The 25,058-nt window shown below is 72.2% G+C and carries 13 protein-coding genes; 3 read left to right on the top strand and 10 right to left on the bottom strand.

Features of this window, described 5'->3' with window-relative positions; translation table 11 throughout:
• Positions 1 to 65: 65 nt before the first annotated feature.
• Both ACFXMG_RS06710 and ACFXMG_RS06705 read right to left on the bottom strand, forming a co-directional pair.
• Positions 66 to 2,885 (bottom strand): stealth conserved region 3 domain-containing protein, encoded by a 2,820-nt coding sequence (locus ACFXMG_RS06710; protein WP_383821699.1) that lies wholly within the window; start codon positions 2,883 to 2,885, stop codon positions 66 to 68.
• Positions 2,882 to 3,916 (bottom strand): hypothetical protein, encoded by a 1,035-nt coding sequence (locus ACFXMG_RS06705; RefSeq protein WP_383821697.1) that lies wholly within the window; start codon positions 3,914 to 3,916, stop codon positions 2,882 to 2,884. Before ACFXMG_RS06705 ends, ACFXMG_RS06710 begins: the two co-directional genes overlap by 4 nt.
• A 190-nt stretch (positions 3,917 to 4,106) precedes the next feature.
• On the opposite strand from ACFXMG_RS06705, the gene ACFXMG_RS06700 reads away from it, so the two are divergent.
• Complete coding sequence (locus tag ACFXMG_RS06700) at positions 4,107 to 6,113, top strand: PIG-L family deacetylase (RefSeq protein WP_383821694.1); 2,007 nt, start codon at positions 4,107 to 4,109, stop codon at positions 6,111 to 6,113.
• 66 nt (positions 6,114 to 6,179) lie between these two features.
• Here the strand turns inward: ACFXMG_RS06700 and obgE are convergent, their stop codons facing one another.
• The 6 genes from obgE to ACFXMG_RS06670 all read right to left on the bottom strand — a co-directional run bounded on the left by obgE (position 6,180) and on the right by ACFXMG_RS06670 (position 14,353).
• A complete protein-coding gene (gene obgE, locus ACFXMG_RS06695; protein ID WP_383821692.1) occupies positions 6,180 to 7,619 on the bottom strand; it encodes a GTPase ObgE in 1,440 nt (479 codons plus the stop codon).
• Positions 7,620 to 7,728: 109 nt separating this feature from the next.
• Positions 7,729 to 7,983: a 50S ribosomal protein L27 gene (gene rpmA, locus ACFXMG_RS06690; RefSeq protein WP_030494090.1), complete on the bottom strand. Its 255-nt coding sequence runs from the start codon at positions 7,981 to 7,983 to the stop codon at positions 7,729 to 7,731.
• A gap of 14 nt (positions 7,984 to 7,997) precedes the next feature.
• Entirely contained in the window at positions 7,998 to 8,318 is a 321-nt protein-coding gene (rplU, locus tag ACFXMG_RS06685) for a 50S ribosomal protein L21 (RefSeq protein ID WP_383821688.1), read from the bottom strand.
• A gap of 261 nt (positions 8,319 to 8,579) precedes the next feature.
• On the bottom strand, positions 8,580 to 12,443 hold the full coding sequence (locus ACFXMG_RS06680; protein WP_384119690.1) for an Rne/Rng family ribonuclease: 3,864 nt from the start codon (positions 12,441 to 12,443) through the stop codon (positions 8,580 to 8,582).
• A gap of 231 nt (positions 12,444 to 12,674) precedes the next feature.
• Positions 12,675 to 13,466 carry a TIGR03936 family radical SAM-associated protein gene (locus ACFXMG_RS06675; protein ID WP_383830267.1) on the bottom strand — a complete coding sequence of 264 codons (792 nt, stop codon included), beginning with the start codon at positions 13,464 to 13,466 and terminating at the stop codon, positions 12,675 to 12,677.
• A gap of 251 nt (positions 13,467 to 13,717) precedes the next feature.
• Positions 13,718 to 14,353 (bottom strand): hypothetical protein, encoded by a 636-nt coding sequence (locus tag ACFXMG_RS06670; protein ID WP_383830270.1) that lies wholly within the window; start codon positions 14,351 to 14,353, stop codon positions 13,718 to 13,720.
• 245 nt (positions 14,354 to 14,598) lie between these two features.
• Here ACFXMG_RS06670 and ACFXMG_RS06665 point away from each other — a divergent pair, with 245 nt between their 5' ends.
• On the top strand, positions 14,599 to 16,635 hold the full coding sequence (locus tag ACFXMG_RS06665; RefSeq protein ID WP_383830273.1) for a glycosyltransferase family 4 protein: 2,037 nt from the start codon (positions 14,599 to 14,601) through the stop codon (positions 16,633 to 16,635).
• Positions 16,636 to 16,704: 69 nt separating this feature from the next.
• On the opposite strand, the gene ACFXMG_RS06660 is transcribed toward ACFXMG_RS06665, so the two are convergent.
• The gene (locus ACFXMG_RS06660) at positions 16,705 to 20,292 is read right to left on the bottom strand and encodes a CDP-glycerol glycerophosphotransferase family protein (RefSeq protein WP_383830276.1); all 3,588 of its coding nucleotides are present in this window, start codon (positions 20,290 to 20,292) and stop codon (positions 16,705 to 16,707) included.
• Between the two features lie 417 nt (positions 20,293 to 20,709).
• On the opposite strand from ACFXMG_RS06660, the gene ACFXMG_RS06655 reads away from it, so the two are divergent.
• Positions 20,710 to 23,031, top strand: a complete 2,322-nt coding sequence (locus ACFXMG_RS06655; protein WP_383830279.1) for a CDP-glycerol glycerophosphotransferase family protein — start codon at positions 20,710 to 20,712, stop codon at positions 23,029 to 23,031.
• A 70-nt stretch (positions 23,032 to 23,101) separates the two neighbouring features.
• Here the strand turns inward: ACFXMG_RS06655 and ACFXMG_RS06650 are convergent, their stop codons facing one another.
• A complete protein-coding gene (locus ACFXMG_RS06650; RefSeq protein ID WP_383821366.1) occupies positions 23,102 to 25,030 on the bottom strand; it encodes a TIGR03960 family B12-binding radical SAM protein in 1,929 nt (642 codons plus the stop codon).
• Between the last annotated feature and the right edge of the window lie 28 nt (positions 25,031 to 25,058).

Here is a 25,058-nt window from a genome sequence, read left to right as displayed (position 1 = left end):
GAGGGGGGCGCCCGGCCGGGCGCCCCCCTCACGCGTACCCGGGGCCTCACGCGTACCCCAGTGCCTCAGTCCTTCTCGTACGGCGAGCGCACCGGGAAGTACGCCTCCAGGAAGGCGCGCAGCACGCGGTCCTGCTCGTCCAGGGGGACCTCCGCCTCCGCGGACTCGCCGACGCAGATGACGTCGCGGTGGCGGGCCGCCAGGAGGCGGCTGAGGGCGACGTGGTGCTTGTAGTCGCCGATGTTGGCGTACGCGGCGGAGATGCCGCCGGGCGACGCCTTGCCCGTCAGGTAGCCGTAGTGGTGGTGGAGCGAGGAGGTGATCGACAGGTCGGTACGGCCCCGGAACGGCGTCGCCGCGGTCCGCGCGGTCTCCTCCGGCCAGCGCTCGGCGATCTCCGCGAGGACGCTGCGGCGCAGCGGGTGCGGGGTGTGCAGGAAGCCGTGGGTGGCGATCCGGCCGAACGCCTCCTCCAGGAGGACCTGGTTGTTCTTGGCGGCGACGAAGTAGCCCTCGGTCTCCTCGGTGACCTCGCCGGGCGGGACGGCGGTGGGCGAGCGGAAGAAGAGCGAGTTGCCGTTCGACTGGAAGAACTTGTTCGGGGCGAGCGGGCGGCCGAAGAACACGTCGTCGTTGACGTAGAGGAAGTGCTCGGCGAGGCCCTCGATGCGGTGCAGCTGGGACTCGATGGCGTGCGAGTTGAAGGTGGGGAGCCAGTCCGGGTCGGCGAAGAGCTCGCGGTGGCCGACGACCTCGATCGACGGGTGGGCGGTGTCCAGCCAGGACGGCACCTGGTCGTCGGTGACGAGGAAGATCCGCCGGATCCAGGGGGCGTGCGCGGCGAGGGAGCGCAGCGAGTAGCGCAGCTCGTCGCGGTTGCGGAAGCGGACGTCGCCGGACTGGGCGTCGTCGGTGGCGAGCCCCTGCTCCCGGCGGGCGTGGTCGCGCTTCGCGCGCCACGCGGGGTCGGTGTCGTCGACCCAGGTGTAGACGGCGTCGACGGGGAAGTCGACGTTCCACATGAGCTTCTTGGTGAAGACCTCCAGGGTCGGGTACTCCCGGCCGGCGACGGAGATCCGGGCGTCCCCGTCGAGGGAGGGCAGGCGGGGGCCGACGAGGGTGGTGCCGCGGGGGGCGGCGTACCAGCCGGTGTCGCCCTCCTCCTCGGCCCAGAACTCGACGCCGCAGCCGTACACCGGCCCGTACCGCAGGGTCCGGCTGTCGCTGACGAGCGGTTTGAAGATCCGTACGCCGGCGACCTCGGGGGCGTGGACGAGGGACTCGGCGAGCCGGGCGCCGGGGGCGGCGGTCCGGGGGGCGACCAGCTCGGCGTAGACCGGGCGGCCGTGCAGCTCGGTGCCGAGGGCGCGCAGGGCGCGCTCCCGGTCGGTCTGCTTGACGGCGAGGCGGTGGCTGACGGTGGTGGGGTCGTGGAGCAGGACGAAGGGGACGCCGTGCCGCTCCAGGGCACCCGCGGTCAGCTCCAGGTTGATCTCGCCCATCCGCCAGGACGGCACGTCGTCGCGGACCTCGGCGAGCCGGCCGGCCGAGCGGGCCAGGGACTTGGGGTCCTTGGCCTGGAGGATGACCTCGCGGGCCTTCTGCTCGTCGGCGGAGGGCGAGAGCCTGCTGATCGGCGCGGAGACGGCGAAGCTGCGGCTGCCTCCGGCGGCGACCCGGTGGGCGGCGCGGTCGGCGCGGGCGGCGGCGCGGGTGGCCGGGCCCTCGACGTGGAGGGCGGTGAAGAGCTCGTCCCAGCGGGCGGTGACGATCTCCGGGGCGAAGCGCTCGCGGGCCCCGGTACGGGCGGCCGCGCCGTAGGCCGTACGCAGGTCGTCGGCGCCCATGAGGCGGGAGAGGGCCATGCCGAGCGCGCCGATGTCGTCGGCGGGCACCAGCAGGCCGTCCACCTCGTGGCGGACGATCTGGGAGGGGCCGGTGAGGGTGTCGTACGCGACGACCGGGACGCCCGCGGTGAACGCCTCCAGCATCACCAGGCCGAAGGACTCGACGCGCGAGGGCATCAGGCAGATCGCCGCCGTGGCCCACTCCTCGGCCATCCGGCGGCTGCGGCCGACGAGTTCGACCCGGTCGTGCACGCCGAGACCCTCGACGAGCCGGCGCAGGGCGGAGAGCTGGGGGCCGTCGCCGAAGATCCGCAGCGTCCAGCCGGGGTGCTCGCCGGCGACCTCGGCGAACGCCTGGATCGCGTGGTCGAGCTGCTTCTCCGGGACGAGTCGCCCGGCCACCACGACGGTCTTCGAGCCGAGGTCGGAGCGGGGCCGGTACCCCTCGGGCATCGCGTTGGGGATGGTGGCGAGGCGCGGGGCGGCGGTGCCGAGCGACTCGGCGAACCAGTCGGTGGTCAGCTCGGTGAGCGAGACGAGGGCGTCGAGCCGGGGGGCGTGGGTGAGGAGCGGTTCGCCGGTGGCGCCGCGCAGCTGGGAGACCCGGTGCTCCTGGTGGACGACGGCCACCCGGGCGGGGGCGAGGCCGACCGCGGCGGCCATCAGGGCCGGGGTGGTGGTCACCAGGACGTCCGCGTCGAGCCCCGAGAGGGCGGCGGTCATCTCGATGTCGGAGAGCCGGTCGAAGGTGGGCTCCCAGGAGGTGGCGATCAGCTCGCTGGGCAGATTGGCGAGCGCCTCGCACTCGCCCGCCGTGAGCGTGGAGGGGCGCACGGGGCGCGGGGAGCGGCCGGTGCGGTCCACCAGGTAGCGGACGGGCACGCCCTTCGCCTCCGGGAGAAAGGGTTCCTCCTCCGTCCTGAACACGCTGAGGACCTCGACCTCATGACGCGGCATCAGCTGGGCGGCCTGGGTGTAGGCGGCCATCTCCGTGCCGCCCATGGCGTCGCCCCAGGTGAGCAGGATGGTGATCTTCATACGCGTTCCTCCGCGCCGCCGGGGGCGCCTTCGAATCCGACGCAGGAGACGGCGAGCGCCCCGGCCGAGGTGATGTAGGCATGGACGCGGAGGAGCGAGCCGTCCTCCAGGGCGATGATCCGGAACGAGGTGCGGATCACCTGGTTGCGCCGGCGCAGGTCGGTGAGCCGGCGCCCGATCCTGAGGCCGGTGCGCCCCTGCTGGAGCTGGATGTCCCAGCGCAGCGCCCTGCGGCCGGAGACCATGCCGGCCAGCGGCAGGTCGAAGGCGAAGCTGTCGCCGTCCCACTCCAGCGGGGCCTGGACGACGGCGCCACCGCCGCGCCGGACCGCCTGGGCGGTGTACGCGGCGGGCGGGGCCTGCGGGGCGACGATCCGGCCGCGGACGGTGATCCGGTCCCAGCGGAGGGCGAAGGTGTCGAGCTCGGCCTGGTGGGCGGGGGCGCGGACCTTGAGGACGGCGAAACCGTCGACCGAACGCATCAGCCGGAAGTGGGCGCCGCCGTACGGGTCGGGCGAGACGGGGGCGACGGGGCCGTCGGAGGAGGGGACGGCTACGGCGGCGACGCCGGTGCGCACCTCCTGCCCGTCGGGGCGGGTGAGGACGGTGGCGATGCGCCAGAGACCGGCGGAGAGGGGGAGGCCGGGGCCTGGCTCTGCGGCTTCCGCGGCTTCGGTCGTGTCGCCGTCGCCTGGGGTGGGTGTGAAGCGGAGGGCCGTGGTCGCCGTGAGGAGGCGGGTGCCGTCGGTCTGTGGTTCGAGTTCCAGCGGCAGCCGGTGCACGCGCCCGCCGCGCACGAGTTCGAGCCGGGCGGAGGCGACCTCGGTGGCGGGCGGCACGAGCACGGCGACGTTGAGGGTGCGGCCACCCAGGACGGAGAGGTGGAGCGGGCGGAGCGCGGGCCGGGGCGGGATCCGCCCGCCGAACGCCGGTGCGGTGTGCAGCCGCTCGACCCGCCGGCGCATCCTCACCGCCACTCGCCGGGCTCGTTTCGCGGCACCCACCGCGTAGGGCAGCAAGGCGTCACTCACGACAATCCCGGCTTCCGTTCAGGGGGTTGGCAGTCGGCGCCACATAGTGGCAAGGCCCCCCAACAAAGGCAAATCGGTGCACACGTGTCCGAGGGGTGACGACACTCACGCGCGCGGATGAAACCCGGATGACCGATTCCTCCCTCTCCCCGTGGCAATCCCCTTCGAGAGACAGGAAGGCACGGGGGCCATGGGACTCTGGACCGCTTTCGACCACGCCGTGCCGTCCCGGCGCGGGCTGCTCACCTCGGCCGCCGCCGTCGCCCTCGCCGGAGCGGTCGGAGGCTGCGGCGGCTCCTCGCGCCCGGACCGGGGGCCCTCCTCCGTGGTCGCGGGCGGCGGCCCGGTCCCGGTGCGGCGGCTCGCCGGAACCCGGGGCGAGGCGGGTACGGGCTTCGCCGCCGAGGGGCGGGCCGCGGTCCTCCAGATCGTCGCCCACCCGGACGACGACCTCTTCTTCATGAACCCCGACCTCGCCGACGACCTGACCGCCGGTACGCCCGTGACCTCGGTGTACGTCACCGACGGCGGGTCCTTCGGCCGCAACGCGGCACCCGGCGGGCCGCCGCCCGAGCCGAACGTGCCGGCCTATGTCTCGGCCCGCCAGCAGGGGCTGCGGCAGGCGTACGCGCGGATGCTCGGCGCGCCCCTCTTCACCGCGTGGGAGCGGTCCGTCCTCGCGCTGCCCGGCGGGCGCCAGGCGGAGGTGAACCGGCTCGTCCACGGGGGCCTCAGCGCCGAGCTGATCTTCCTCGATCTGCGGATGCACGCGCGGAACGGGCGGAGCGCCGTGAATCTCACCCGATTGTGGGACAGCCCCGGGGTCACGCTGCCCACCCAGTCGGCCCCGGAGTCGCCGGTCCTGCGGAGCTTCACGTACACCCGGCGGGCTCTCGTCGACACGCTCGTCTTCCTGCTCGACCGGATCCGGCCGACGCTGGTGCGCACGCTCGATCCCGACCCGGACGCGCAGGTCCACGACCGGGAGCATCCGCGCGGCAGCGACCAGGACGGCTACTCCGACCACCCGGACCACACCGCCGCCGGGCTCTTCGCCTGGGCGGCGCTCGCCCGCCGGGGCGGGGGCGGCGGCCGGGCGCCGGTCTTCCGTACGGAGTCGTACCGGGGCTACTACAACCAGCGCTGGCCGCACAATCTGCCGCCGGCCACGGTCGCGTTCAAGGCGCACCTGCTCGACGCGTACGGGGGCGACCCGGGGTGGCAGTGCGGCAATCCGTCCGGCTGCGGCGACTACGCGCTCGGCGGGGCGGCGGCGCTCGCCTCGAAGAAGGGGTGGATACGGTCCACCCGCCGGCGCCACCCCGACGCGGGGCCGCGGGCGGTGACCGGGCCGGACGGGCGCGTGAGCGAGTACGCGGTGCTCGGGACGCGGCTCGCGCGGCGGCGGTCCGGGGCCTCGGGCGCGTTCGGGCCGCCCGAGGACCTGGGCGGCGGGCCGCTCGCCCCGTCGCTCTCCGTGGTACGCGCCCCGAACGGCCGGCACCTCGTCCTCGGCCTGCGTTTCTCGTCCCTGGAGGGCGACGACCGGCGGAACCTGCGGGAGATCGTGCTGCTGCGGCAGCGGACGCCGGGCGGGGCGTTCGAGGAGGAGTGGCTCGGGCTCGGCAATCCGGAGACGGAGCCGCGCCGCACCCGGCTGACAGGCCCGCCGACCGCCGTGACCGGCTCGGACGGGCGCGTCCACGTCTTCGTACGCAACGGGGACAAGGGCGTCAGCACGCGGGTCCTCGGCACCGACGGCACCTGGTCGGGGTGGCGGTCGCTGCCGGGTGGCGGCATACAGGAGGGGCTCGCCGCGACCGTCGACGGGAGCGGCCTCGTCCATCTCTTCGGCGCCTCCGCCGAACGGGTGGAGCACTGGGCGCAGCGCACCCCCGGCGGCGACCTGCACCTCGGTGCCCGCCCGCCGGACGTCCGCCCCGGAGACGTACCGGACGCGGCGACCGCCCCCGACGGCGCGGTCCTCCTGGCCTACCGCCAGTCGGCGAGCGACACGGTCCTCGTAGCCCGACTGCCCCTCGGCCGCACCCGCCGCTGGACGACCCTGGCCCGCCCCCCGATACCCGGCTACGGCAAGGTCACCCTCACCCTCACCCTCACCACCAACACCCCCCTCCTCACCCCCACCACCCCAGCAGACCCCCCGACCTACACCCTCACCGGCACCCCAGCCTGACCCCCGCACCCCCGAAAACACAGAAACCCCCGGCGGCCAAGGCCACCAGGGGTTCCCGAAGTCCCGCTAGAACGGGTTGAACTCGTCGTACTCCCGGTCCGCGTCGTCGCGTTCCGCGTCGCGGTCGCGGCGGCGCTGGGCTGCGGGGCGGGGGGCCTCCAGGCGGTGGTCCTCGCCTCGGCGGCCGAGCATTTCGGCGCCGGCTACGAGGGTGGGCTCCCAGTCGAAGACGACCGCGTTCTCCTCGGAGCCGATGGCGACGCCGTCGCCGGCGCGGGCGCCGGCCTTCAGGAGCGCGTCCTCGACGCCGAGGCGGTTGAGGCGGTCGGCGAGGTAGCCGACGGCCTCGTCGTTGTTGAAGTCGGTCTGGCGGACCCAGCGCTCCGGCTTCTCACCGCGCACCCGGTACACGTCCTCCTGCTCGTCGTACGTGACGGTGAAGCCGGCGTCGTCGACGGCCTTCGGGCGGATGACGATGCGGGTCGCCTCCTCCTTCGGCTTCGCGGCGCGGGCCTTCCCGACGATGTCGGCGAGGGCGAAGGAGAGCTCCTTCAGGCCGGTGCGGGCGACCGCGGAGACCTCGAAGACGCGGTAGCCGCGCTCCTCCAGCTCGGGGCGGATCATGTCCGCGAGGTCCTGGCCGTCCGGGATGTCGATCTTGTTGAGGACGACGATGCGCGGGCGGTCGTCGAGGCCGCCGTACTGCTTCAGCTCCTCCTCGATGATGTCGAGGTCGCTGACGGGGTCGCGGTCGGACTCCAGCGTCGCCGTGTCGAGGACGTGGACGAGGACCGAGCAGCGCTCGACGTGCCGCAGGAACTCCAGGCCGAGGCCGCGGCCCTGGCTCGCGCCGGGGATGAGGCCGGGGACGTCGGCGATGGTGTAGACGGTCGAGCCGGCCGTCACCACGCCGAGGTTCGGGACCAGGGTCGTGAAGGGGTAGTCCGCGATCTTCGGCTTGGCGGCCGAGAGGACGGAGATCAGCGAGGACTTGCCGGCGCTGGGGTAACCGACGAGCGCCACGTCGGCGACCGTCTTCAGCTCCAGGACGATGTCGTCGAGGTCGCCGGGCTCACCGAGCAGCGCGAAGCCGGGGGCCTTGCGGCGCGCCGAGGACAGCGCCGCGTTGCCGAGGCCGCCGCGGCCGCCCTGGGCGGCGACGTACGTCGTGCCGTGGCCGACGAGGTCCGCGAGGGTGTCGCCCTTCTTGTCGAGGACGACCGTGCCGTCGGGCACGTACAGGACGAGGTCCTGGCCGTCCTTGCCCGCGCGGTTGCCGCCCTCGCCGGGCTTGCCGTTGGTGGCCTTGCGGTGCGGCGAGTGGTGGTACTCGAGGAGCGTCGTGACGGACTGGTCGACGACCAGGATCACGTCGCCGCCACGGCCGCCGTTGCCGCCGTCGGGTCCGCCGAGCGGCTTGAACTTCTCGCGATGGACGGAGGCGCAGCCGTGGCCTCCGTTACCCGCGGCGACGTGCAGCTCGACGCGGTCCACGAAGGTGGTCATGGTTCTGTGCCTCCAGAAAGCTATGTACAGGAATGTCTATCTAGTAACACGCGAAAGGCGGACCCGCTTCCCTGCCGGGAAGTGAGGTCCGCCTCCGCAAAGCGTCCGATCAGGCGACCGGAACGATGTTCACGACCTTGCGGCCACGGAAGGTGCCGAACTGCACCGAACCGGCCTGCAGGGCGAACAGCGTGTCGTCGCCACCGCGACCGACACCCGAGCCCGGGTGGAAGTGGGTGCCGCGCTGACGGACCAGGATCTCACCGGCGTTGACGACCTGACCGCCGAAGCGCTTCACGCCGAGCCGCTGGGCGTTGGAGTCGCGACCGTTCCGGGTGGACGATGCGCCCTTCTTGTGTGCCATTGCTCAGTCCCTCTTTACTTCGCGGCCGTCGGGATGGACGTGACCTTGATCGCCGTGTACTGCTGACGGTGACCCTGGCGACGGCGGTAGCCGGTCTTGTTCTTGTAGCGCAGGATGTCGATCTTGGCGCCCTTGGTGTGGTCCACGACCTCGGCCTGGACCTTGATGCCGGCCAGGACCCACGGGTCGCTGGTCACGGCCTCGCCGTCGACCACGAGCAGGGTCGAGAGCTCGACCGTGTCGCCGATCTTGGCGGTGGAAATCTTGTCAACCTCAACGATGTCGCCGACAGCAACCTTGTGCTGGCGACCACCGCTGCGCACGATGGCGTACACGCGGATCTCTCTCTCACTCGGGAACGGGACCTCTGACGCCAGCCACCCACGCACGGGCCCGGGGGCCCGCGACGATCCGGATCGGACGAGCGGCCTCTCCCGACGAGCGGGAGGGGGGTGCTCAGAGGCGCGGCGCGCCATTGACACGCCGACGGTCTAGGTTACGGGCGCCTGCCACAGGGGGTCAAATTCGCCCGTGCGGGTGCGGACCGCCCCGGCGGCCGCCCTCTCGGGAGGGGAGGCCGCCGGGGCGGTACCGGCTCAGTCCTGGGCCGGGGCCGCGGTCTTCTCCGCGGCCTTCTTGGCCGTGGTCTTCTTCGCGGCGGTCTTCTTCGCCACCGTCTTCTTGGCCGCCGTCTTCTTCGTGGCGGCCTTCTTGGCGGTGGCCTTCTTCGCGGTCTTCCGGGCGGCCTTCTTGGCCGCCGGGGCGGCCTCGGTCTCCTCGGCCGGCTCGGCGTCCGCCGTGGGGGCCTCGGCCGGGGCGGCCGCGGCCACCACGATCTCGGCGGCCTCGGCGCCGGCGGGGGCACCGGCCGGGGCGGTGGCCTTGCGGACCACCCGGCGGCGGGCACGCGGCGCGGCGGCCACGGGGGCCTCCTCGGCGGCGGGCTCGACGACCGGCTCGGGCGCGGTCTCCACGACCGGCTCCGGCTCCGGTACGGCCTCCGGCTCGGTCACCGGCACCGTCACCGGCTCCGTCACCGCGACGACGACCTCGGCCTCGGCGGCCGGCTCACCGGTCGCGACGACCGGGGAGGTCGCGCGGCGGGTGGCGCGGCGGCGGCCACGCGGCGCGGGCGCCACGGCCTCCTCCACGACCGGCTCCGGCGCGGGCTCCGCCGCGACGGGCTCCGGCACGACGGTCTCGGCCACGACGACCTCGGGCTCCGGCTGCGGCTGCGGCTCCGGCTGCGCGATCGGCGTCGGGGCCGGGGCGGCGGTCGGGGTCACCGGCGCGGTCACCTTGCGGGTGACGCGGCGGCGGCCACGGCCACGGGTCGCGGCGGCCTCGGCCTCGGCGACGCTGCCGTACAGCTCCTCGTCCGGGGCGATCGGGACGGGCACGGCCACCGGGGCGGCCAGCTCGGCCGCGACCTCGGCCTCGGTCTCCGCCGGGGCCTCGGCCTCGTGCGTCTCGTGGGCGTGGTCGTGGACGTGCTCCTCGCCGCCACGGCCGCGCTTCTTCGAGCGCTTGCCGCCACCGCCGCCACCGTGGGTGGCCGGCTGCTCCATGTGGACGATGACACCGCGCCCGTTGCAGTGGACGCAGGTCTCGGAGAAGGACTCCAGGAGGCCCTGGCCGACCCGCTTGCGGGTCATCTGCACCAGGCCGAGCGAGGTGACCTCGGCCACCTGATGCTTGGTCCGGTCACGGCCCAGGCACTCCAGGAGGCGGCGGAGCACCAGGTCGCGGTTGGACTCCAGGACCATGTCGATGAAGTCGATGACGACGATGCCGCCGAGGTCGCGCAGCCGCAGCTGGCGCACGATCTCCTCGGCCGCCTCCAGGTTGTTCCTGGTGACGGTCTCCTCCAGGTTGCCGCCCTGGCCGGTGAACTTGCCGGTGTTGACGTCGACGACGATCATCGCCTCGGTCTTGTCGATCACCAGCGAGCCGCCGGACGGCAGCCAGACCTTCCGGTCGAGCGCCTTCATCAGCTGCTCGTCGATCCGGTAGGTGGCGAAGACGTCGACCTCGCTGGTCCACCGCGTCAGGCGGTCGGCCAGGTCGGGCGCGACGTGCGAGACGTAGCCGTGGATGGTCTCCCAGGCGTCGTCACCGCTCACGATGACCTTGGAGAAGTCCTCGTTGAAGATGTCGCGGACGACCCGGACGGTCATGTCCGGCTCGCCGTAGAGCAGGCTCGGCGCGGACGTCGAGATCTGGCTCGCCTTCTTCTGGATGTCGGCCCACTGCGCCTGGAGGCGCTCGACGTCGCGGCGCAGCTCGTCCTCGCTCGCGCCCTCGGCGGCGGTGCGCACGATGACGCCCGCGTCCTCGGGGACGATCTTCTTGAGGATGGTCTTCAGCCGGGCGCGCTCGGTGTCCGGGAGCTTGCGGCTGATGCCGGTCATCGAGCCCTCGGGGACGTACACGAGGTAGCGGCCGGGCAGCGAGACCTGGCTGGTGAGACGGGCGCCCTTGTGGCCGATCGGGTCCTTGGTGACCTGCACCAGGACCGACTGGCCGGACTTGAGGGCGGACTCGATGCGGCGCGGGCCGTGGCCCATGCCGAGCGCCTCGAAGTTGACCTCGCCGGCGTACAGGACGGCGTTGCGGCCCTTGCCGATGTCGACGAAGGCGGCCTCCATCGACGGCAGCACGTTCTGGACCTTGCCCAGGTAGACGTTGCCGACGTACGAGGTGGCCTGCTCCTTGTTGACGTAGTGCTCGACGAGCACGTTGTCCTCAAGGACGCCGATCTGGGTGCGCTCGCCGTTCTGGCGGACGACCATGACGCGCTCGACGGCCTCGCGGCGGGCGAGGAACTCGGCCTCGGTGATGATCGGGACGCGGCGGCGGCCCTGCTCGCGGCCCTCGCGGCGGCGCTGCTTCTTGGCCTCCAGGCGGGTGGAGCCCTTGATGGACTGCACCTCGTCGGACGGCTCGGGCTTGGAGCGGGGCTCGCGGACCTTGACGACCGTGCGGACGCCGTCCTCGTCGGCCGACTCGCTCTCGCCGGCGGCGTCACCGCTGCGGCGGCGCCGGCGGCGACGGCGGCGGGAGCTGCTGCTGCCGGACAGGCCGGACTCGTCGTCGGCGTCCTCGGACTCCTCGGACTCGTCCTCCTCCTCGGCGTGGAGCTCGTCGGACTCGTCGGTCTCCTCGGCCTCCTCCGCCTCGGCGGACTCGCCGCGACGGCGGCGACGGCCACCACGGCGGCGGCGGCGGGACGGACGGTCGCCGTACTCGTCGGCTTCGTCGGCCTCCTCGGCCTCCTCCGCCTCGGCCTCGTCGGCGACGTGCTCGACCTCGGGCTCGTCGGCCACGGTCGACGGGACGGGCTCGACGGCGACGGGCTCGCCGCGGCGGCGGCGACGGCGGCGCGAGCCGGTCTCGGCGCGCTCGGCGGGCTCGACGGCCTCGACCGTCTCGGCGACGGCCTCCTCGGTCTCCTCCGGCTCCTCCTCGTCGACCTCGGCGGCAGCGGCGGCGGCGAACGCGGCGGTCTCCGGCGTCTGGAACATCGGCTCGGCGAAGACCGGGGCCTGGAAGACGGCGACGGCGGGACGCTCGGCGCGGCGGCGGCGCGGGGCCTCCTCGGCGGTCGGCGGCTCGGAGGTGAACTGCGGGGTGCTGACGCGGCGGCGGCCGCGGCCACGGGTGGCGGCGGTCTCGGCGGCGGCGACCTCGGCACCGTGGGAGGCGATCGCCTCGACGGTGTCCTCGGGCAGCTCCTCGCCGGAGGTCGGCGCGGCGAGCTCGGCCGCCACGTCCGGGGTGACGACCTCGGGGGCGGCGGCGCGGCGGGTGGCACGGCGGCGGGTACGGGCCGGGGCGGCCTCGACGACCGGCTCGGCCGACTCGACCGGCTCGGCCGGCGCCTCGACGGCGGCCACGGTCTCGGCGGGCTCCTCGGCCGGGGCCGGGGAGGTGACCGGCGCGGTCGCCTTGCGGGTGGCGCGGCGGCGGGTGCGGGCGGGGGCGGCCTCCACGACGTCGGCGACCGTCACGGCCTCCGCGGCGGGCTCGGCCTCGGCCGTCTCCTCGGCGGCGGCCGGGGAGGTCACCGGCGCGGTGGCCTTGCGGGTGGCACGGCGGCGGGTACGGGCGGGGGCGGCCTCCGGCTCTGCGGCCGGGGCAGTCTCCACGACCTCGGCGACCGGCTCGGCCTCGGCGGCGGGGGCCTCGGCGGTCTCCTCGGCCACGGGCGCCGGGGCGGCCGTCTTGCGGGTCGCGCGGCGGCGGGTACGGGCCGGGGCGGCCTCCGGCTCGGCGGCCGGGGTCTCGGCGGCCGGGGTGGTCTCCACGACCTCGGCGGGGGCCTCGGTGGCCTCGGCGGTCTCGCCGGCGGCCGTCACCGGCGGGCCGGCGGGCCGGGAAGCGGCGCGGCGCCGGCGGCGCGGCGGCAGCTTGTCCCCGGGGGCGTTGCTGTCGTTGGTCTCGTTGGTCTCTTCGAGCATGCGGGCGGTTCTCCCGTCACGCTCCCGGGCGCCGCGTCGGATTCCGGCTGCGGCACGGACGCGCGTCGTGCGCGGTGCCGCCGTCCGGGGCGCGGGCGCCGCACGGGAGCTGAATGTCTGGCTCGCCGGTTCCGTACGCCCGATGCGTACGGCCTGGCGAAAGTCTTCTGGTCAGTGCGCTGCCCGACCCAGGTGGCTCCCGAGTGCCAGGGCTGCGCTCGACGGCGTCCCCTACGCGGGGCCTGCCTCCGGCGCCGTCGCCGGGGCGGTCGCGGCGGCCGTGGTGGGGGCGGCCGTGACTGCCTCGCGGTCGGGCGCGAGCGGGTCGGTCACCGTGCCGGACTCCTCGTCGAAGAGCCCCTGCGCCAGCCTGGTCACCGCTGCGGGGACCGGCGGCGCCAGGTCGGCCACAGCTCGGAGACCGGACAGGACGTCGTCGGGTCGCACGGCAGGTGTCACGTGCCGAACAACCAGCCGCAGTATCGCACAGGCATCGTCGGCGGGCCTATCACCCTGGGGATCGCCCTGGGGACGGTCCGCGACGAGCTCGGCGACGGCGGAACGGGTGTCGAAGGTGCGGACCCCGTTCTTGGTCTTGCGCTGGACCTCCACGGTCTCGGCCGCGAGGAACGCCTCGACGGCCTTGCGGGCGTCGTCGACGGGGACGCCGTCGAGCCGGAGCTCCCACACGGAGGCGGTGAGCCGGTCGGCGAGGCCGGAGGTGCGGGCCTCCACGGCGTCGGTGATGTCGAGGCCGTCCGGGAGGGACTCGTCGAGCAGGGCCCGCAGGATCTCCGGGTCGCGGCGCTCGGTGAGGGCGATCTCCAGGAACTCGGCCTCGGAGCCCGTACCCGTGGGGGCGGCGTTGGCGTACGACACCTTGGGGTGCGGGGTGAATCCGGCCGAGTACGCCATGGGCACCTCGGCGCGGCGCAGGGCGCGCTCGAAGGCGCGCTGGAAGTCGCGGTGGCTGGTGAACCGGAGGCGGCCGCGCTTGGTGTAGCGCAGACGGATGCGCTGCACCGCCGGTGCGGGCGGCGGGCCTTCGGGCTGTCGCTTGCCCAGTGGTTCTTCTCCTCGGTGCGGGGCGGGCGCGGTGGCGCTCCGCCCGGAAGCTCTTGGGCGTCCCGTGGGCGTCCGCCCGGACCACCCCCGCGGGGCGGGGAGATCTCGGGGGCGGGCGCCGCGCCGGGTACGTTCGTTGTACTACCCAGAGTACGCGCCCGGGCCACCTCAGGTTCCCGGGCGGGGCGCCGGGTCCGCGGCCGGGAGGGTCAGCGGGAGGCGCCGAAGAGGGCGGTCCACACCTCGCGGGTGGCGGTGCGGACGGCGCGGCCGACGGCGGCGACGGGTCCCCACACCCAGGTGCGCAGCCAGTGGCCGACCGGGGTGAGGATCACCCGGTACGCCCAGGCGAGGGGGCGGCCGATCCCGTGCCACAGGACCCAGCGGATCGCCCGGCCGACCGCCCGCGAGACCTGCCCGGCGATTCGCCAGGCCCAGGCGAGGACCGCGCCGACGAAGCGGCAGACGGGGCCGAGCACGTACCGCCAGAGCCAGGTGAGCGGCGTGACGAGGAGGAGGTCGACGACCCACCAGAGGGCCTTGCCGACGGGGACGAGGACCCAGCGCCAGAGCCAGGCGAGCGGGGTGAGGACGAGCAGGTCGATCAGCCACCACAGGGCTCGGCCGACCGGGGCGAGGACCCACTCCCACAGCCACTGGAGGGGGATGACGACGAGGTGGTGGAGCAGCCAGGCGAGGGCTCGGCCGATCGGGGCGAGGACCCAGCGCCAGAGCTGCGTGAAGCACCAGGCGAGGGCGTCCCAGACCAGCCGGACGGGCAGGACGACGACGAGGGCGATGGCGCGCGCCACTCCCGTGAGACAGCCCGGGTTTTCCGTGTTCATGCCCAGAACGACGCCCCGGGCCGGTGGCGGGTTTCCGGTTGGCGCGGCCGAAACCAAGGTGTTACGTGGGGGAGGGTGAGGAACCGGCCGAGGCGGACCGACTCGCCCCGCTTCCCCGAGACAGCCCCGTAACCTAAGGTGCGTCACCTCCGTACCCAAGGTGCGTCATCTCCGTACGCGGCGGACGACGCACAGCCCCCACCCCTGGGGGGTCATCCCTCAAACCGCAGACATCGAGGCTCGGCGTGAAAATATCGTTCATCCTGGTAGACCGCTGCCACATCGGCGGTGTCGTCAGCGCGATCCACAACCTGGCCGGCGCGCTCGCGGACGACCACGAGGTCGAGCTGGTAGCGCTCCGCCGCAGCCTCGACAAGCCGTACTTCCCGCTCGACCCGCGGGTGAAGACGCTCGCTCTGACCGACATGCGGAAGCACTCGCACACGTCCGACATCGACGACCCGATGCTCGACGTCTTCCCGCTCATCTACCCGAACGAGCCGGCGGACAAGAAGCCGTGGGTCAGCCGCCTGGCGGAGAAGCGGCTGATGGAGTACCTGGCGACGACCGACGCCGACGTGGTGGTCAGCACCAACCCCAAGATCACGATCATGCTGGCGTACGCCGAGGGCGACTACCTCAAGGTCGCGACGGAGCACTCGCGCCCCGCGCAGTACGGCCCGCACATCCGTGACGCCCTCTTCCGGGACGCGTACCCGAAGATGGACGCGATCACGGCGCCGACGCCGGACGAGCTGGAGACCATCGCCCGTTACGTCCCCGGGGTGAGCCACATGCTCGCCGCGCTGCCCAACTGCATCCCGGCCCACGAGGGCCAGATGTCCACGGGCGAGAACAAGATCGTCGTCACCGCCGGTCTGCTCAAGTCGCACAAGGGCTTCGCCGATCTCATCGAGGCGTTCTCCACCGTGGCACCGCGCCACCCTGACTGGACCCTGCGGATCTACGGCTCCGGCCCCGAGCGCGCCAACCTGCGCAGGAAGATCGACGAGACCGGCAGCAACAACCAGATCTTCCTGATGGGCCCCGCCACTCCGGTCACCCCGGAGTTCGCCAAGGCGTCCCTCTTCGTGCTGCCCTCCCGCCTGGAGGCGTTCGGCAACGTCACCGTCGAGGCGATGGCGGCCGGTCTCCCGGCGATCTGTTACGACGCCCCGCACGGCCCCCGCAACATCATCAGGCAGGGCGAGGACGGCTACGTCGTACCCGTCGGCGACAAGGAGGCGCTCGCCGAGCACATCGAGAAGCTGATCTCCGACGACGACCTGCGCCGGAAGATGGCCACGGCCGCCGTGGCCAACGTGGTCCGCTTCCAGGAGGCCGCCACCGCGGAGCGCTTCGAGAAGCTCATCGAGGACATGCGCGCCCGCCGGGCCATCCCGCGCGAGGCCGCCGCCGTGGTCACCCCGCAGGGCGACGTCCGGGTCCGCGTCGACGGCCTGGCCGCCGGCGGCGACGCCGAGCTGGTCTGCAAGGACATCCGCAAGAAGGCCGAGGACGTCGTCCTGCCCTTCGTCGGCGGCGAGGCGCTGGTCCCCACGCTCGGCAGGCTCGTCGAGGGCGACTGGCAGCTCACCATCCGCGCCGCCGGCGCGGAGCTGCCGCTGCGCTCGACCGGCTGCGACACCCTGCACATCCTGTCGCTGAAGCACCCGCGCACCGAGGGCCCCGCCCTGTCGCTGCTGCTGCCGTACGCGCACACGGACGGCACCCTGCGCGTCCAGAGCCGCGTGCGCGCCCAGCACGTCGAGGTCGCGGCCATCAAGGCCGACGCCACCTCGATCGTCGTGGACGCCGCCGCCTGGGGCGTCGAGCTCGGCACCGGCAGCGTCATCGAGGCCGTCCACCGCAAGGAGGCCGACAAGAACTTCACCTTCCCGGTGAAGCCCGGCACCGACGGCCGCTTCACGGCGACCCTGGACAACGCCGCCGCGGCCCGCCTCCACGAGAGCGGTACCGAGGACGTCTGGGACCTGTGGCTGCTGCCCGACCAGGAGTCCCCGCGGGTCCGCGTCTGCAAGCTCGCCACGGACGTCCTCGTCCCGATGGACGTCTTCACCTTCCCGTACCCGGTCGTGAAGTCCTCCGGCGCGCCGGTCTCGGCCTCCACGGAGACCAAGCCGAAGACCAGTGGCTGGCGGGGTCGCCTCGCCTCCGCCCCCACGGCCGTGGCGAGCGCCGTCGGAGGCACCAACCACGAGCTGCGCCCGTACTTCGCCAGCAACGGCCAGATGTCGCTGAAGATCATCGACAAGAAGTAGCGCGGAACGGCGAAAGGGCCCCGGCCCGCAGGTCTCCCTGCGGGCCGGGGCCCTTTTCCGCACCGGGGGTTACAGCGGCGCGCCGTCCCGGGCCGTCTTGAACATCAGATCGGCCAGACGCTCCGACGCGTGACCGTCGTCGAGGTCGCAGAAGTTGTGGTGGAACGCGTCGTACTTCTCCTTGTACTCGGCCGCCACCTCGTCGACGTCGAGGATGGCCTGGATGAGCTCGTCGGAGGTGCCGATGAGCGGACCGGGGGCGTCCTGCTCGAAGTCGAAGTAGAAGCCGCGCAGGCGGTCCCGGTAGTGCTCCAGGTCGTACGTGAAGAACAGCATCGGACGCTTGAGGTGGGCGTAGTCGAACATGACCGAGGAGTAGTCCGTGATCATGACGTCGGCCGCCAGGTACAGGTCCGCGATGTCCGGGTACTCCGAGACGTCGAAGACGAAGCCGTTCCCGGCACCGGGGACGAGGTCCACGATGTTCGAGTGGCGGCGCACGAGGAAGACGTGGTCGTCGCCGAGGCGGCGGCGGGCGTCCTCCAGGTCGACGCGGAGGTCGAACTTGAACTGGCCGCGGCTGTGCGACAGGTCGTCACGCCAGGTCGGCGCGTACAGCACGACCTTCTTGCCCTTCGGCAGGCCGAGCTTCTCCTTCACGGCCTCGGCCCGCTCGTCGCGGTCCTCGGCGTAGAGGTAGTCGTTGCGCGGGTAGCCGGTCTCGGCGATCAGACCGTCGTAGCCCATGGCGCGCTTGAGGATGGGCGTGCTGAAGCGGTTCGACGAGACGAGGATGTTCCAGTTCGCCGCCTCCTCGATCAGCCGCGCGTGGTAGTTCGGGTCGAACGCCGGGGCGGTGATGTCCAGGCCGATCTTCTTCAGCATCGTGCCGTGCCACGCCTGGACGATGACCTGGCCCTCGCGCCGCTTGATCCAGTGCGGCAGGTGGCCGTTGGTGACGATGTACCGGGCGCGGGCCAGCGCCTCGTACCAGTCGGCGCCCTGGAAGCGGACCGCCTTGAGCGTGTCGGGCAGCTCGACCTGGCCGTCGCGGACCGCCCACAGGTGCTCGACGTCCGAGCCCCGGCGCAGCAGCTCCTCGTGGACCGCGCGCGGGCTGTCCGAGAACTGCTTGCCGTTGTAGCTGATGTACAGGACCTGGTCGCGCAGCGGCAGCGCGCGGCCGGCCTCGTAGACCTCCTGGCGGAGCTGGTACTGGCGGTTGGCGCCGTGCTCCCGGTCGTTGAGGTCCGGCAGGCAGATGAGCTGCGCGTGGTCCTGCCAGAGGATCTCCAGACGGTAGTCGCGGCCGTCGGCGGCGCCCTTCATCGGGAACTGCGGCACGGCGAGCCGGTCCGCGACGAGCGTCAGCTGCGGGTCGGTCTCCTCCGCGCCGTCCAGGCGGAAGACCCAGCGGCCGGTCTTCAGCGGCAGGTTGCCGGAGGCGCCCGACATCCGGGAGGGGCGGAAGGACGCCTCGAAGGTGCCGTCCGCGTGCAGGGTCAGCGGGACCTTCCGCTCGTCGAAGCGGCTCTTCGCGCTGACGACCAGGTGGTAGCCCGTCAGGTCCGCCGGGGCCGTACCGCGGATCGTGAACGTGCCGTCGGACTCCGCGATGTCGGTGATCTTGCCGCGCAGCGGACGGCCCGAGAACTTGAAGTAGCCGTTGGTGCCGCCGATGACCGCGACCTCGTTGAGGTCGGCGCCCTCGCCGAAGGACTCGGGCAGACGGACCTGGAGGTCGGCGAGACCGTCCTTGATCACGGTCTTGACGTTCCGCGGGCGCTGGCCGGGCTCCTCGATGCGGAGCTGGGTGCTCCAGTTGCGGCGCGCGGTCTTCGCGGCGTCGGGGGTGGCGGCGTCCAGGTGCTCGGGGAGCAGGGCGATGTCACGGAGCGGGACGCGGACGCGCAGCGGCTTGTGCGTGCCGGAGTGGTCGAGGACCTCGGCCGGGTAGAGGAGAACCTCGCCGCTGCCCTGGTGGATGACCCGCAGGAAGAGCTCGGTGCCCTCGGCGACGGCCTCGCGGAAGCTGCACTCGACGACGAGTTCGTCACCCTCGGGACGGAAGCCCGTGACGAGGGCCGAGACCTTCTCGACACGCAGCTTGAGCGCGGCCTTCCGCAGCTCGGGGAGGAGGCGGTACTCCTCGTCGAGCCACTGGTAGGGCGGGTAGGTGAGGCGGTCGAAGCCGTACGAGTGCACGGAGCGGGAGCGCACGAGGCCACCGGACATGACGCGCATGCCGACGTGCCAGACGCCTTCCTGCCACTGGTCGCCCTTGCGCAGACGCGCCGGGTCGATGACGGTCTCCCAGCCGGCCCAGTCGAAGTTGTGGCCGCGGCCCTTGTGCCCGGAGTCGGTGGTGGCCGCGGGGGCGAAGGTGTTGCCGAGCGGGATGAGCGTACGGCGCTGGGTGCCGTCCTTCTTCAGCTGGAGCACCTTGACGATGCCGTGCTTGCCGGTGTGGTCGACGCGGTCGATCCAGGCGTGGCCGGCCAGCTTCAGCTTGCCGTCCTCCCAGCGCAGCTCGGTGAGCGGGGAGCGCAGCTGGAGGTCCTTGTCGACCCGGAGGAGCTTCTTGGGGACCAGGTTCGGCTGGGTGTCGAGCGCGGAGTACTTGGCGTACTTGCGCAGGACGCCTTCGAGCGGGACCGGCTCGCCGATGCGCTCGGCCTGGATGAAGGCGATGAGCTCCTTGACGGCGTGCTTGCGGGTGAGCAGCCACTTGACGCGCAGCGGGGTGGGGAGCGTCTCGATCAGGCTGAAGTCGATGCCGTCGAGGAACTCGTTGGTCGTGCGCATGAACTCGGCGTGGTACTCGGCGTCGCCGTCGGGCATGACGTTGAGGAAGATGCGCAGGTCGCCGGTGAGCACCGTGCGGTCGTAGTCGCGCTTCAGGGCCTCGGCGCCCGGCTGCCCGGCGAGGAAGCGGCTGACGCCCACCACGGCGGAGGCGCGGTCGCGGACGGCCTTCGGCACGTTGCGGCGCTGGGTGATCGACGGGTTGGAGACGCCGTCGCGCAGCCTCCAGTAGTACGTGGTCTGGCTGATGATGTCGACGGACTCGGCGAGGTACAGGGCCGGGATGGTGACCGGGATGTCCTCGTACAGCACACCCTCGGGGAAGCGGAACGCGTGCTGGTCCCAGAAGGAACGGCGGAAGACCTTGTTGCAGGCGATACGGTCGTTGAGCAGGATCCGCTTCTTGCGGACGTGCGTCTTGCGGACCGTGCCCTGCGAGATGAAGCGGTGCATCGGCGACTGCCACACCCGGGTCGAGTTGATGTGCTCGACGTTGCCCGCCGCGAAGGAGGACTGGGTCTCGTCGAGGGTCTCGATCATGACCCGGTAGGCGTCCGGCGGGATGACGTCGTCGCTGTCGACGAAGGTGTGGTACTCACTCTCCGGCGCCAAGGCGTCGAGGCCCGTGTTGCGCGCGGCACCCAGACCGGCGTTCTCCTTGCGGATCAGCCGGAAGCGCTCGTCCCGCTCCGCGAACTCAGCGGCTATGGAGTTCGACTCGTCCGTCGACCCGTCGTCGATCATCAGCACTTCCAGGTCCCGGAAGGTCTGGACGGCGAGCGAGTTGAGGCAGGCGGGTAGGTACTCCGCCACGTTGTAGATCGGGACGATGACGCTGAGCCGGGGTGCCATGAAGTTCTGCGTTCCTTTCCATTTCAGACCGGCTCGATGTGGCCGAGCGGGTCTGGGGACAACGGGGACGTGTGTGGTGATCTCCGTCGGACCCAGGGGTCAGACGGACAAAATACTGGGCCGCATACCCGCCGTCGAACTGCAGCACCTCTCCCGTACCCCGTTCGCAGCTCTGCTGCCGACTCTTCCACCCCGCCTGAGTCCGGGCCCGCTGGACCTCGTGGAACCCGGGCGGCGCCGTGGCCACCCTCTCGCCACAGCACTTCAGAGTAGACGATCCGTCCTCACGGAATTCGTTCGTCGTTGGCCCGGTTCTCATCTGTGAGCCATGCCATCTGGCCCCCGTCGGCTCGCGGAGGGCTATGACATGCCTGTCATACTGCGTTCGAGCGGGTTCGACTGAGGAGAAACACGAACATGCCGGCTGCAGCTGCCCCCCGATTCAGCGTGATCATCCCCGTGTACGGGGTCGAGGGCTACATCCGCGAGTGCCTCACCTCGATCACCACGCAGAGTCACCAGGACTTCGAGATCATCGCGGTCGACGACTGCTCCCAGGACAGCAGCGGCGCCATCATCGACGAGTTCGCCGCCCGGGACCCGCGCGTGCGCGCCGTCCACCGCGAGGAGAACGGCGGCATCGGCGCCGCCCGCAACACCGGCATCGCCCACGCGCGCGGCGACTACCTGCTCTTCCTCGACGGCGACGACTCGATACGCCCCGGCTCCCTCGAAGCCCTCGCGCGGCGGCTCGACGAGGCCCAGGACCCGGAGATCCTCCTCTTCGACTACGTCCGCACGCACGTGGACGGCAGCATCGAGGCGAGCAAGTCCGGCAAGCACCTCGCCACCATCGGCGACCGGGTGGTCCGCCCGGTCGACGCGCTGGAGCTGCTGCGGGTCTTCGCCGTCGTCTGGAACCGCGTCTACCGCCGCGACTTCTTCACCACCGGCGGCTTCACCGGCGAGGGCTTCCGGTTCACCGACGGGCTGTACGAGGACGCCCTCATGGTCTACACGACCATGGCCGCCGCCCAGCGCGTCGCCGGTCTGGAGTACGTCGTCGTCGAGTACCGCCAGCGCCGCCAGGGCAGCTCCATGCGGAGCAGTTCGCCCCGCAAGCACTTCGTGATCTTCGAGCAGTACCAGCGGGCCTTCGACTACCTCGAAGGGCGCCCCGGACTGGACGACTACCGCAAGATCGTCTTCGAGCGGATGGTCAGCCACTTCCTCTACACCCTCGCGCGCGGCTTCCGAATACCGCGCAGCCACCGCCGCGCCTACGTCCACCAGGCCGGCAAGAGCTACCGCAGGAACGAGCCCAAGGGCTTCACCCCGCCGCCCGGCGTCAACGGCCTGAAGTTCAAGGTCCTGAGGACCGGCTCGTACGCCGCCTTCGAGTCGCTCAAGGCGGCCAACGGCACCCGCGAGACCGCCTTCCGCGCGCTGGGCCGTTCGAAGCGCTGGGGCGGCCGCAAGGCGCTGAAGACGTACTACGCGATGCAGCGCCGGCTCCCCGTCGACGACAACCTCGCCGTCTACTCGGCCTACTGGGGCCGCACCCCCGGCTGCAACCCGCTCGCCATCCACGACGCCGCGAAGAAGCTCGCGCCGAACCTGCGCGGGGTCTGGGTGGTCAACCAGGCGCACGCCGGGAAGCTGCCCGCCGGCATCTCCCGGGTCGCCCCCGCCACCTTCGGCTACTGGAAGGCCATGGCCCGGGCGAAGTACCTGGTCAACAACGTGAACTTCCCGGACTCGGTGGTCAAGCGCCCCGGGCAGGTCCACCTCCAGACCCACCACGGCACCCCGCTCAAGCGGATGGGCCTGGACCAGCAGCACTACCCGGCCGTCGCGAAGAGCCTGGACTTCGACAAGCTCATGGAGCGGGTCGACCGCTGGGACTGGAGCGTCTCCTCGAACCAGCACTCCACCGAGCAGTGGGAGCGGGTCTACCCGGCCCCCTTCCGCACCCTGAACACCGGCTACCCGCGCAACGACGTCTACTACCGGGCCGGCGCCGAGGACGTCCGCCGGATCCGCGGCGCGCTGGGCATCGCCCCCGGCAAGAAGGCGATCCTGTACGCGCCCACGGTCCGCGACCACCAGCGGGACGCCTTCGTCTCCCGGCTGGACCTGGCCCGCTTCGCCCGCGAGCTCGGCCCCGACTACGTCCTCCTGGTCCGCGCCCACTACTTCTACGGCGCCGACCCCGAGCTGAACGCGCTCGCCGAGCGGGGCGCGCTCGTCGACGTCTCCCGCCACCCGTCGGTGGAGGAGCTGTGCCTGGCGGCGGACGCCCTGGTCACGGACTACTCGTCGATCATGTTCGACTACGCCAACCTCGACCGGCCGATCGTCACCTACGCCGACGACTGGGAGATGTACCGCACCTGCCGCGGTGTGACCTTCGACCTGCTCTCCGGCGAGCCCGGCGACACCCCCGGCGTGATCGCCACCACCGAGGACGAGCTGATCGCGGCCTTCCGCACCGGCGCCTGGGCCGCCGAACCCGCCGCCGCCCTCCGCCGCGCCTTCCGCGAGCGCTTCTGCGCCTGGGACGACGGCCACGCCGCCGAGCGCGTCGTCCGCGCGGTCTTCCTGGAGCAGGAGTCCCCGACCCCGCCCGTGATCCCCGTCGAAGACCGCACCCCGGCCCCCACCCCGGAAACCGCCGAGACCGCCGAAACGCCCACCCCGACCACCCCGGCCACGAAGCCGGAACACGTCACCCACTGACACCAGGCACACGAGAGGGGCGCCCGGACGGAGATCCGTCCGGGCGCCCCTCTTTCGTTTTTCCGCGGGACTACTTGACCACGGACAGCGGCAGCAGCTTCTTGCCGGTGGGGCCGACCTGGATCTCGGTCTGCATCGCCGGACAGACGCCGCAGTCGAAGCACGGGGTCCAGCGGCAGTCCTCGACCTCGGTCTCGTCGAGGGCGTCCTGCCAGTCCTCCCAGAGCCAGTCCTTGTCGAGGCCGGAGTCCAGGTGGTCCCAGGGCAGGACCTCCTCGTAGGAGCGCTCGCGGGTGGTGTACCAGGCGACGTCCACGCCGTACTCGGGGAGGGTCTTCTCGGCGCAGGCCATCCAGCGGTCGTACGAGAAGTGCTCGCGCCAGCCGTCGAAGCGGCCACCGTCCTCGTAGACCGCGCGGATGACGGCGCCGATGCGGCGGTCGCCGCGGGAGAGGAGGCCCTCGACGATGCCGGGCTTGCCGTCGTGGTAGCGGAAGCCGATCGAGCGGCCGTACTTCTTGTCGCCGCGGATCTTGTCGCGGAGCTTGAGGAGGCGCGCGTCCGTCTCCTCGGCCGACAGCTGCGGGGCCCACTGGAAGGGGGTGTGCGGCTTGGGGACGAAGCCGCCGATGGAGACGGTGCAGCGGATGTCGTTCTGGCCGGAGACCTTGCGGCCCTCGGCGATCACGTTCATCGCCATGTCGGCGATCTGGAGGACGTCCTCGTCGGTCTCCGTCGGCAGGCCGCACATGAAGTACAGCTTCACCTGGCGCCAGCCGTTGCCGTAGGCCGTCGAGACGGTACGGATGAGGTCCTCTTCCGAGACCATCTTGTTGATGACCTTGCGCATGCGCTCGGAGCCGCCCTCGGGGGCGAAGGTGAGGCCGGAGCGGCGTCCGTTGCGGGTCAGCTCGTTGGCCAGGTCGACGTTGAAGGCGTCGACGCGGGTCGAGGGGAGGGAGAGGCCCACCTTGTCCTCGGTGTAGCGGTCCGCGAGGCCCTTCGCGATCTCACCGATCTCGGTGTGGTCCGCGGAGGAGAGGGAGAGGAGGCCGACCTCCTCGAAGCCGGTCGCCTTGAGGCCCTTCTCGACCATCTCGCCGATGCCGGTGATGCTTCGCTCCCGCACGGGGCGCGTGATCATGCCGGCCTGGCAGAAGCGGCAGCCGCGGGTGCAGCCGCGGAAGATCTCGACGGACATGCGCTCGTGGACGGTCTCCGCGAGCGGGACGAGGGGCTGCTTGGGGTACGGCCACTCGTCGAGGTCCATGACGGTGTGCTTGGACACGCGCCACGGCACGCCCGAGCGGTTGGGGACGACGCGGCCGATGCGGCCGTCCGGCAGGTACTCGACGTCGTAGAACGCCGGGATGTAGACGCTGCCGGTCTTGGCGAGGCGGAGGAGGACCTCCTCGCGGCCGCCGGGGCGGCCCTCCGCCTTCCAGGCGCGGATGATCTCGGTCATGTCGAGGACGGCCTGCTCGCCGTCGCCGATGATCGCCGCGTCGATGAAGTCCGCGATCGGCTCGGGGTTGAAGGCGGCGTGGCCTCCGGCGAGCACGATGGGGTGGTCGACGGTGCGGTCCGCCGCGTCGAGCGGGATGCCGGCCAGGTCGAGGGCGGTGAGCATGTTCGTGTAGCCGAGCTCGGTGGAGAAGCTCAGGCCGAAGACGTCGAACGCGCCGACCGGGCGGTGGCTGTCGACCGTGAACTGCGGCACCTTGTGCTCGCGCATCAGCTCTTCGAGGTCCGGCCACACGCTGTAGGTGCGCTCGGCGAGGACGCCCTCGCGCTCGTTCAGTACCTCGTAGAGGATCATGACGCCCTGGTTGGGCAGACCGACCTCGTACGCGTCCGGGTACATCAGAGCCCAGCGGACGTCGCACTCATCCCAGGCTTTGACGGTGGAGTTCAGCTCTCCACCGACGTACTGGATCGGCTTTTGCACGTGCGGGAGCAGAGCTTCGAGCTGTGGGAAGACAGACTCGGCAGCAGACATCTCGAACCTTCGTGAGCTGGCAGGGGGC

It is taken from the genome of Streptomyces sp. NPDC059201 (assembly GCF_042754585.1).
Taxonomy (GTDB): domain Bacteria; phylum Actinomycetota; class Actinomycetes; order Streptomycetales; family Streptomycetaceae; genus Streptomyces.
Note: the sequence above shows the minus strand (reverse complement) of the source record. Positions and strands in the feature narration are given on the sequence as shown.

Coding starts and splice junctions, on each gene's coding strand:
- ACFXMG_RS06710 (WP_383821699.1), bottom strand. CDS start 2,885: ATGAAGATCACCATCCTGCTCACCTGGGGCGACGCCATGGGCGGCACG.
- ACFXMG_RS06700 (WP_383821694.1), top strand. CDS start 4,107: ATGGGACTCTGGACCGCTTTCGACCACGCCGTGCCGTCCCGGCGCGGG.
- obgE (WP_383821692.1), bottom strand. CDS start 7,619: ATGACCACCTTCGTGGACCGCGTCGAGCTGCACGTCGCCGCGGGTAAC.
- rpmA (WP_030494090.1), bottom strand. CDS start 7,983: ATGGCACACAAGAAGGGCGCATCGTCCACCCGGAACGGTCGCGACTCC.
- ACFXMG_RS06680 (WP_384119690.1), bottom strand. CDS start 12,443: ATGCTCGAAGAGACCAACGAGACCAACGACAGCAACGCCCCCGGGGAC.
- ACFXMG_RS06670 (WP_383830270.1), bottom strand. CDS start 14,353: ATGAACACGGAAAACCCGGGCTGTCTCACGGGAGTGGCGCGCGCCATC.
- ACFXMG_RS06660 (WP_383830276.1), bottom strand. CDS start 20,292: ATGGCACCCCGGCTCAGCGTCATCGTCCCGATCTACAACGTGGCGGAG.
- ACFXMG_RS06655 (WP_383830279.1), top strand. CDS start 20,710: ATGCCGGCTGCAGCTGCCCCCCGATTCAGCGTGATCATCCCCGTGTAC.
- ACFXMG_RS06650 (WP_383821366.1), bottom strand. CDS start 25,030: ATGTCTGCTGCCGAGTCTGTCTTCCCACAGCTCGAAGCTCTGCTCCCG.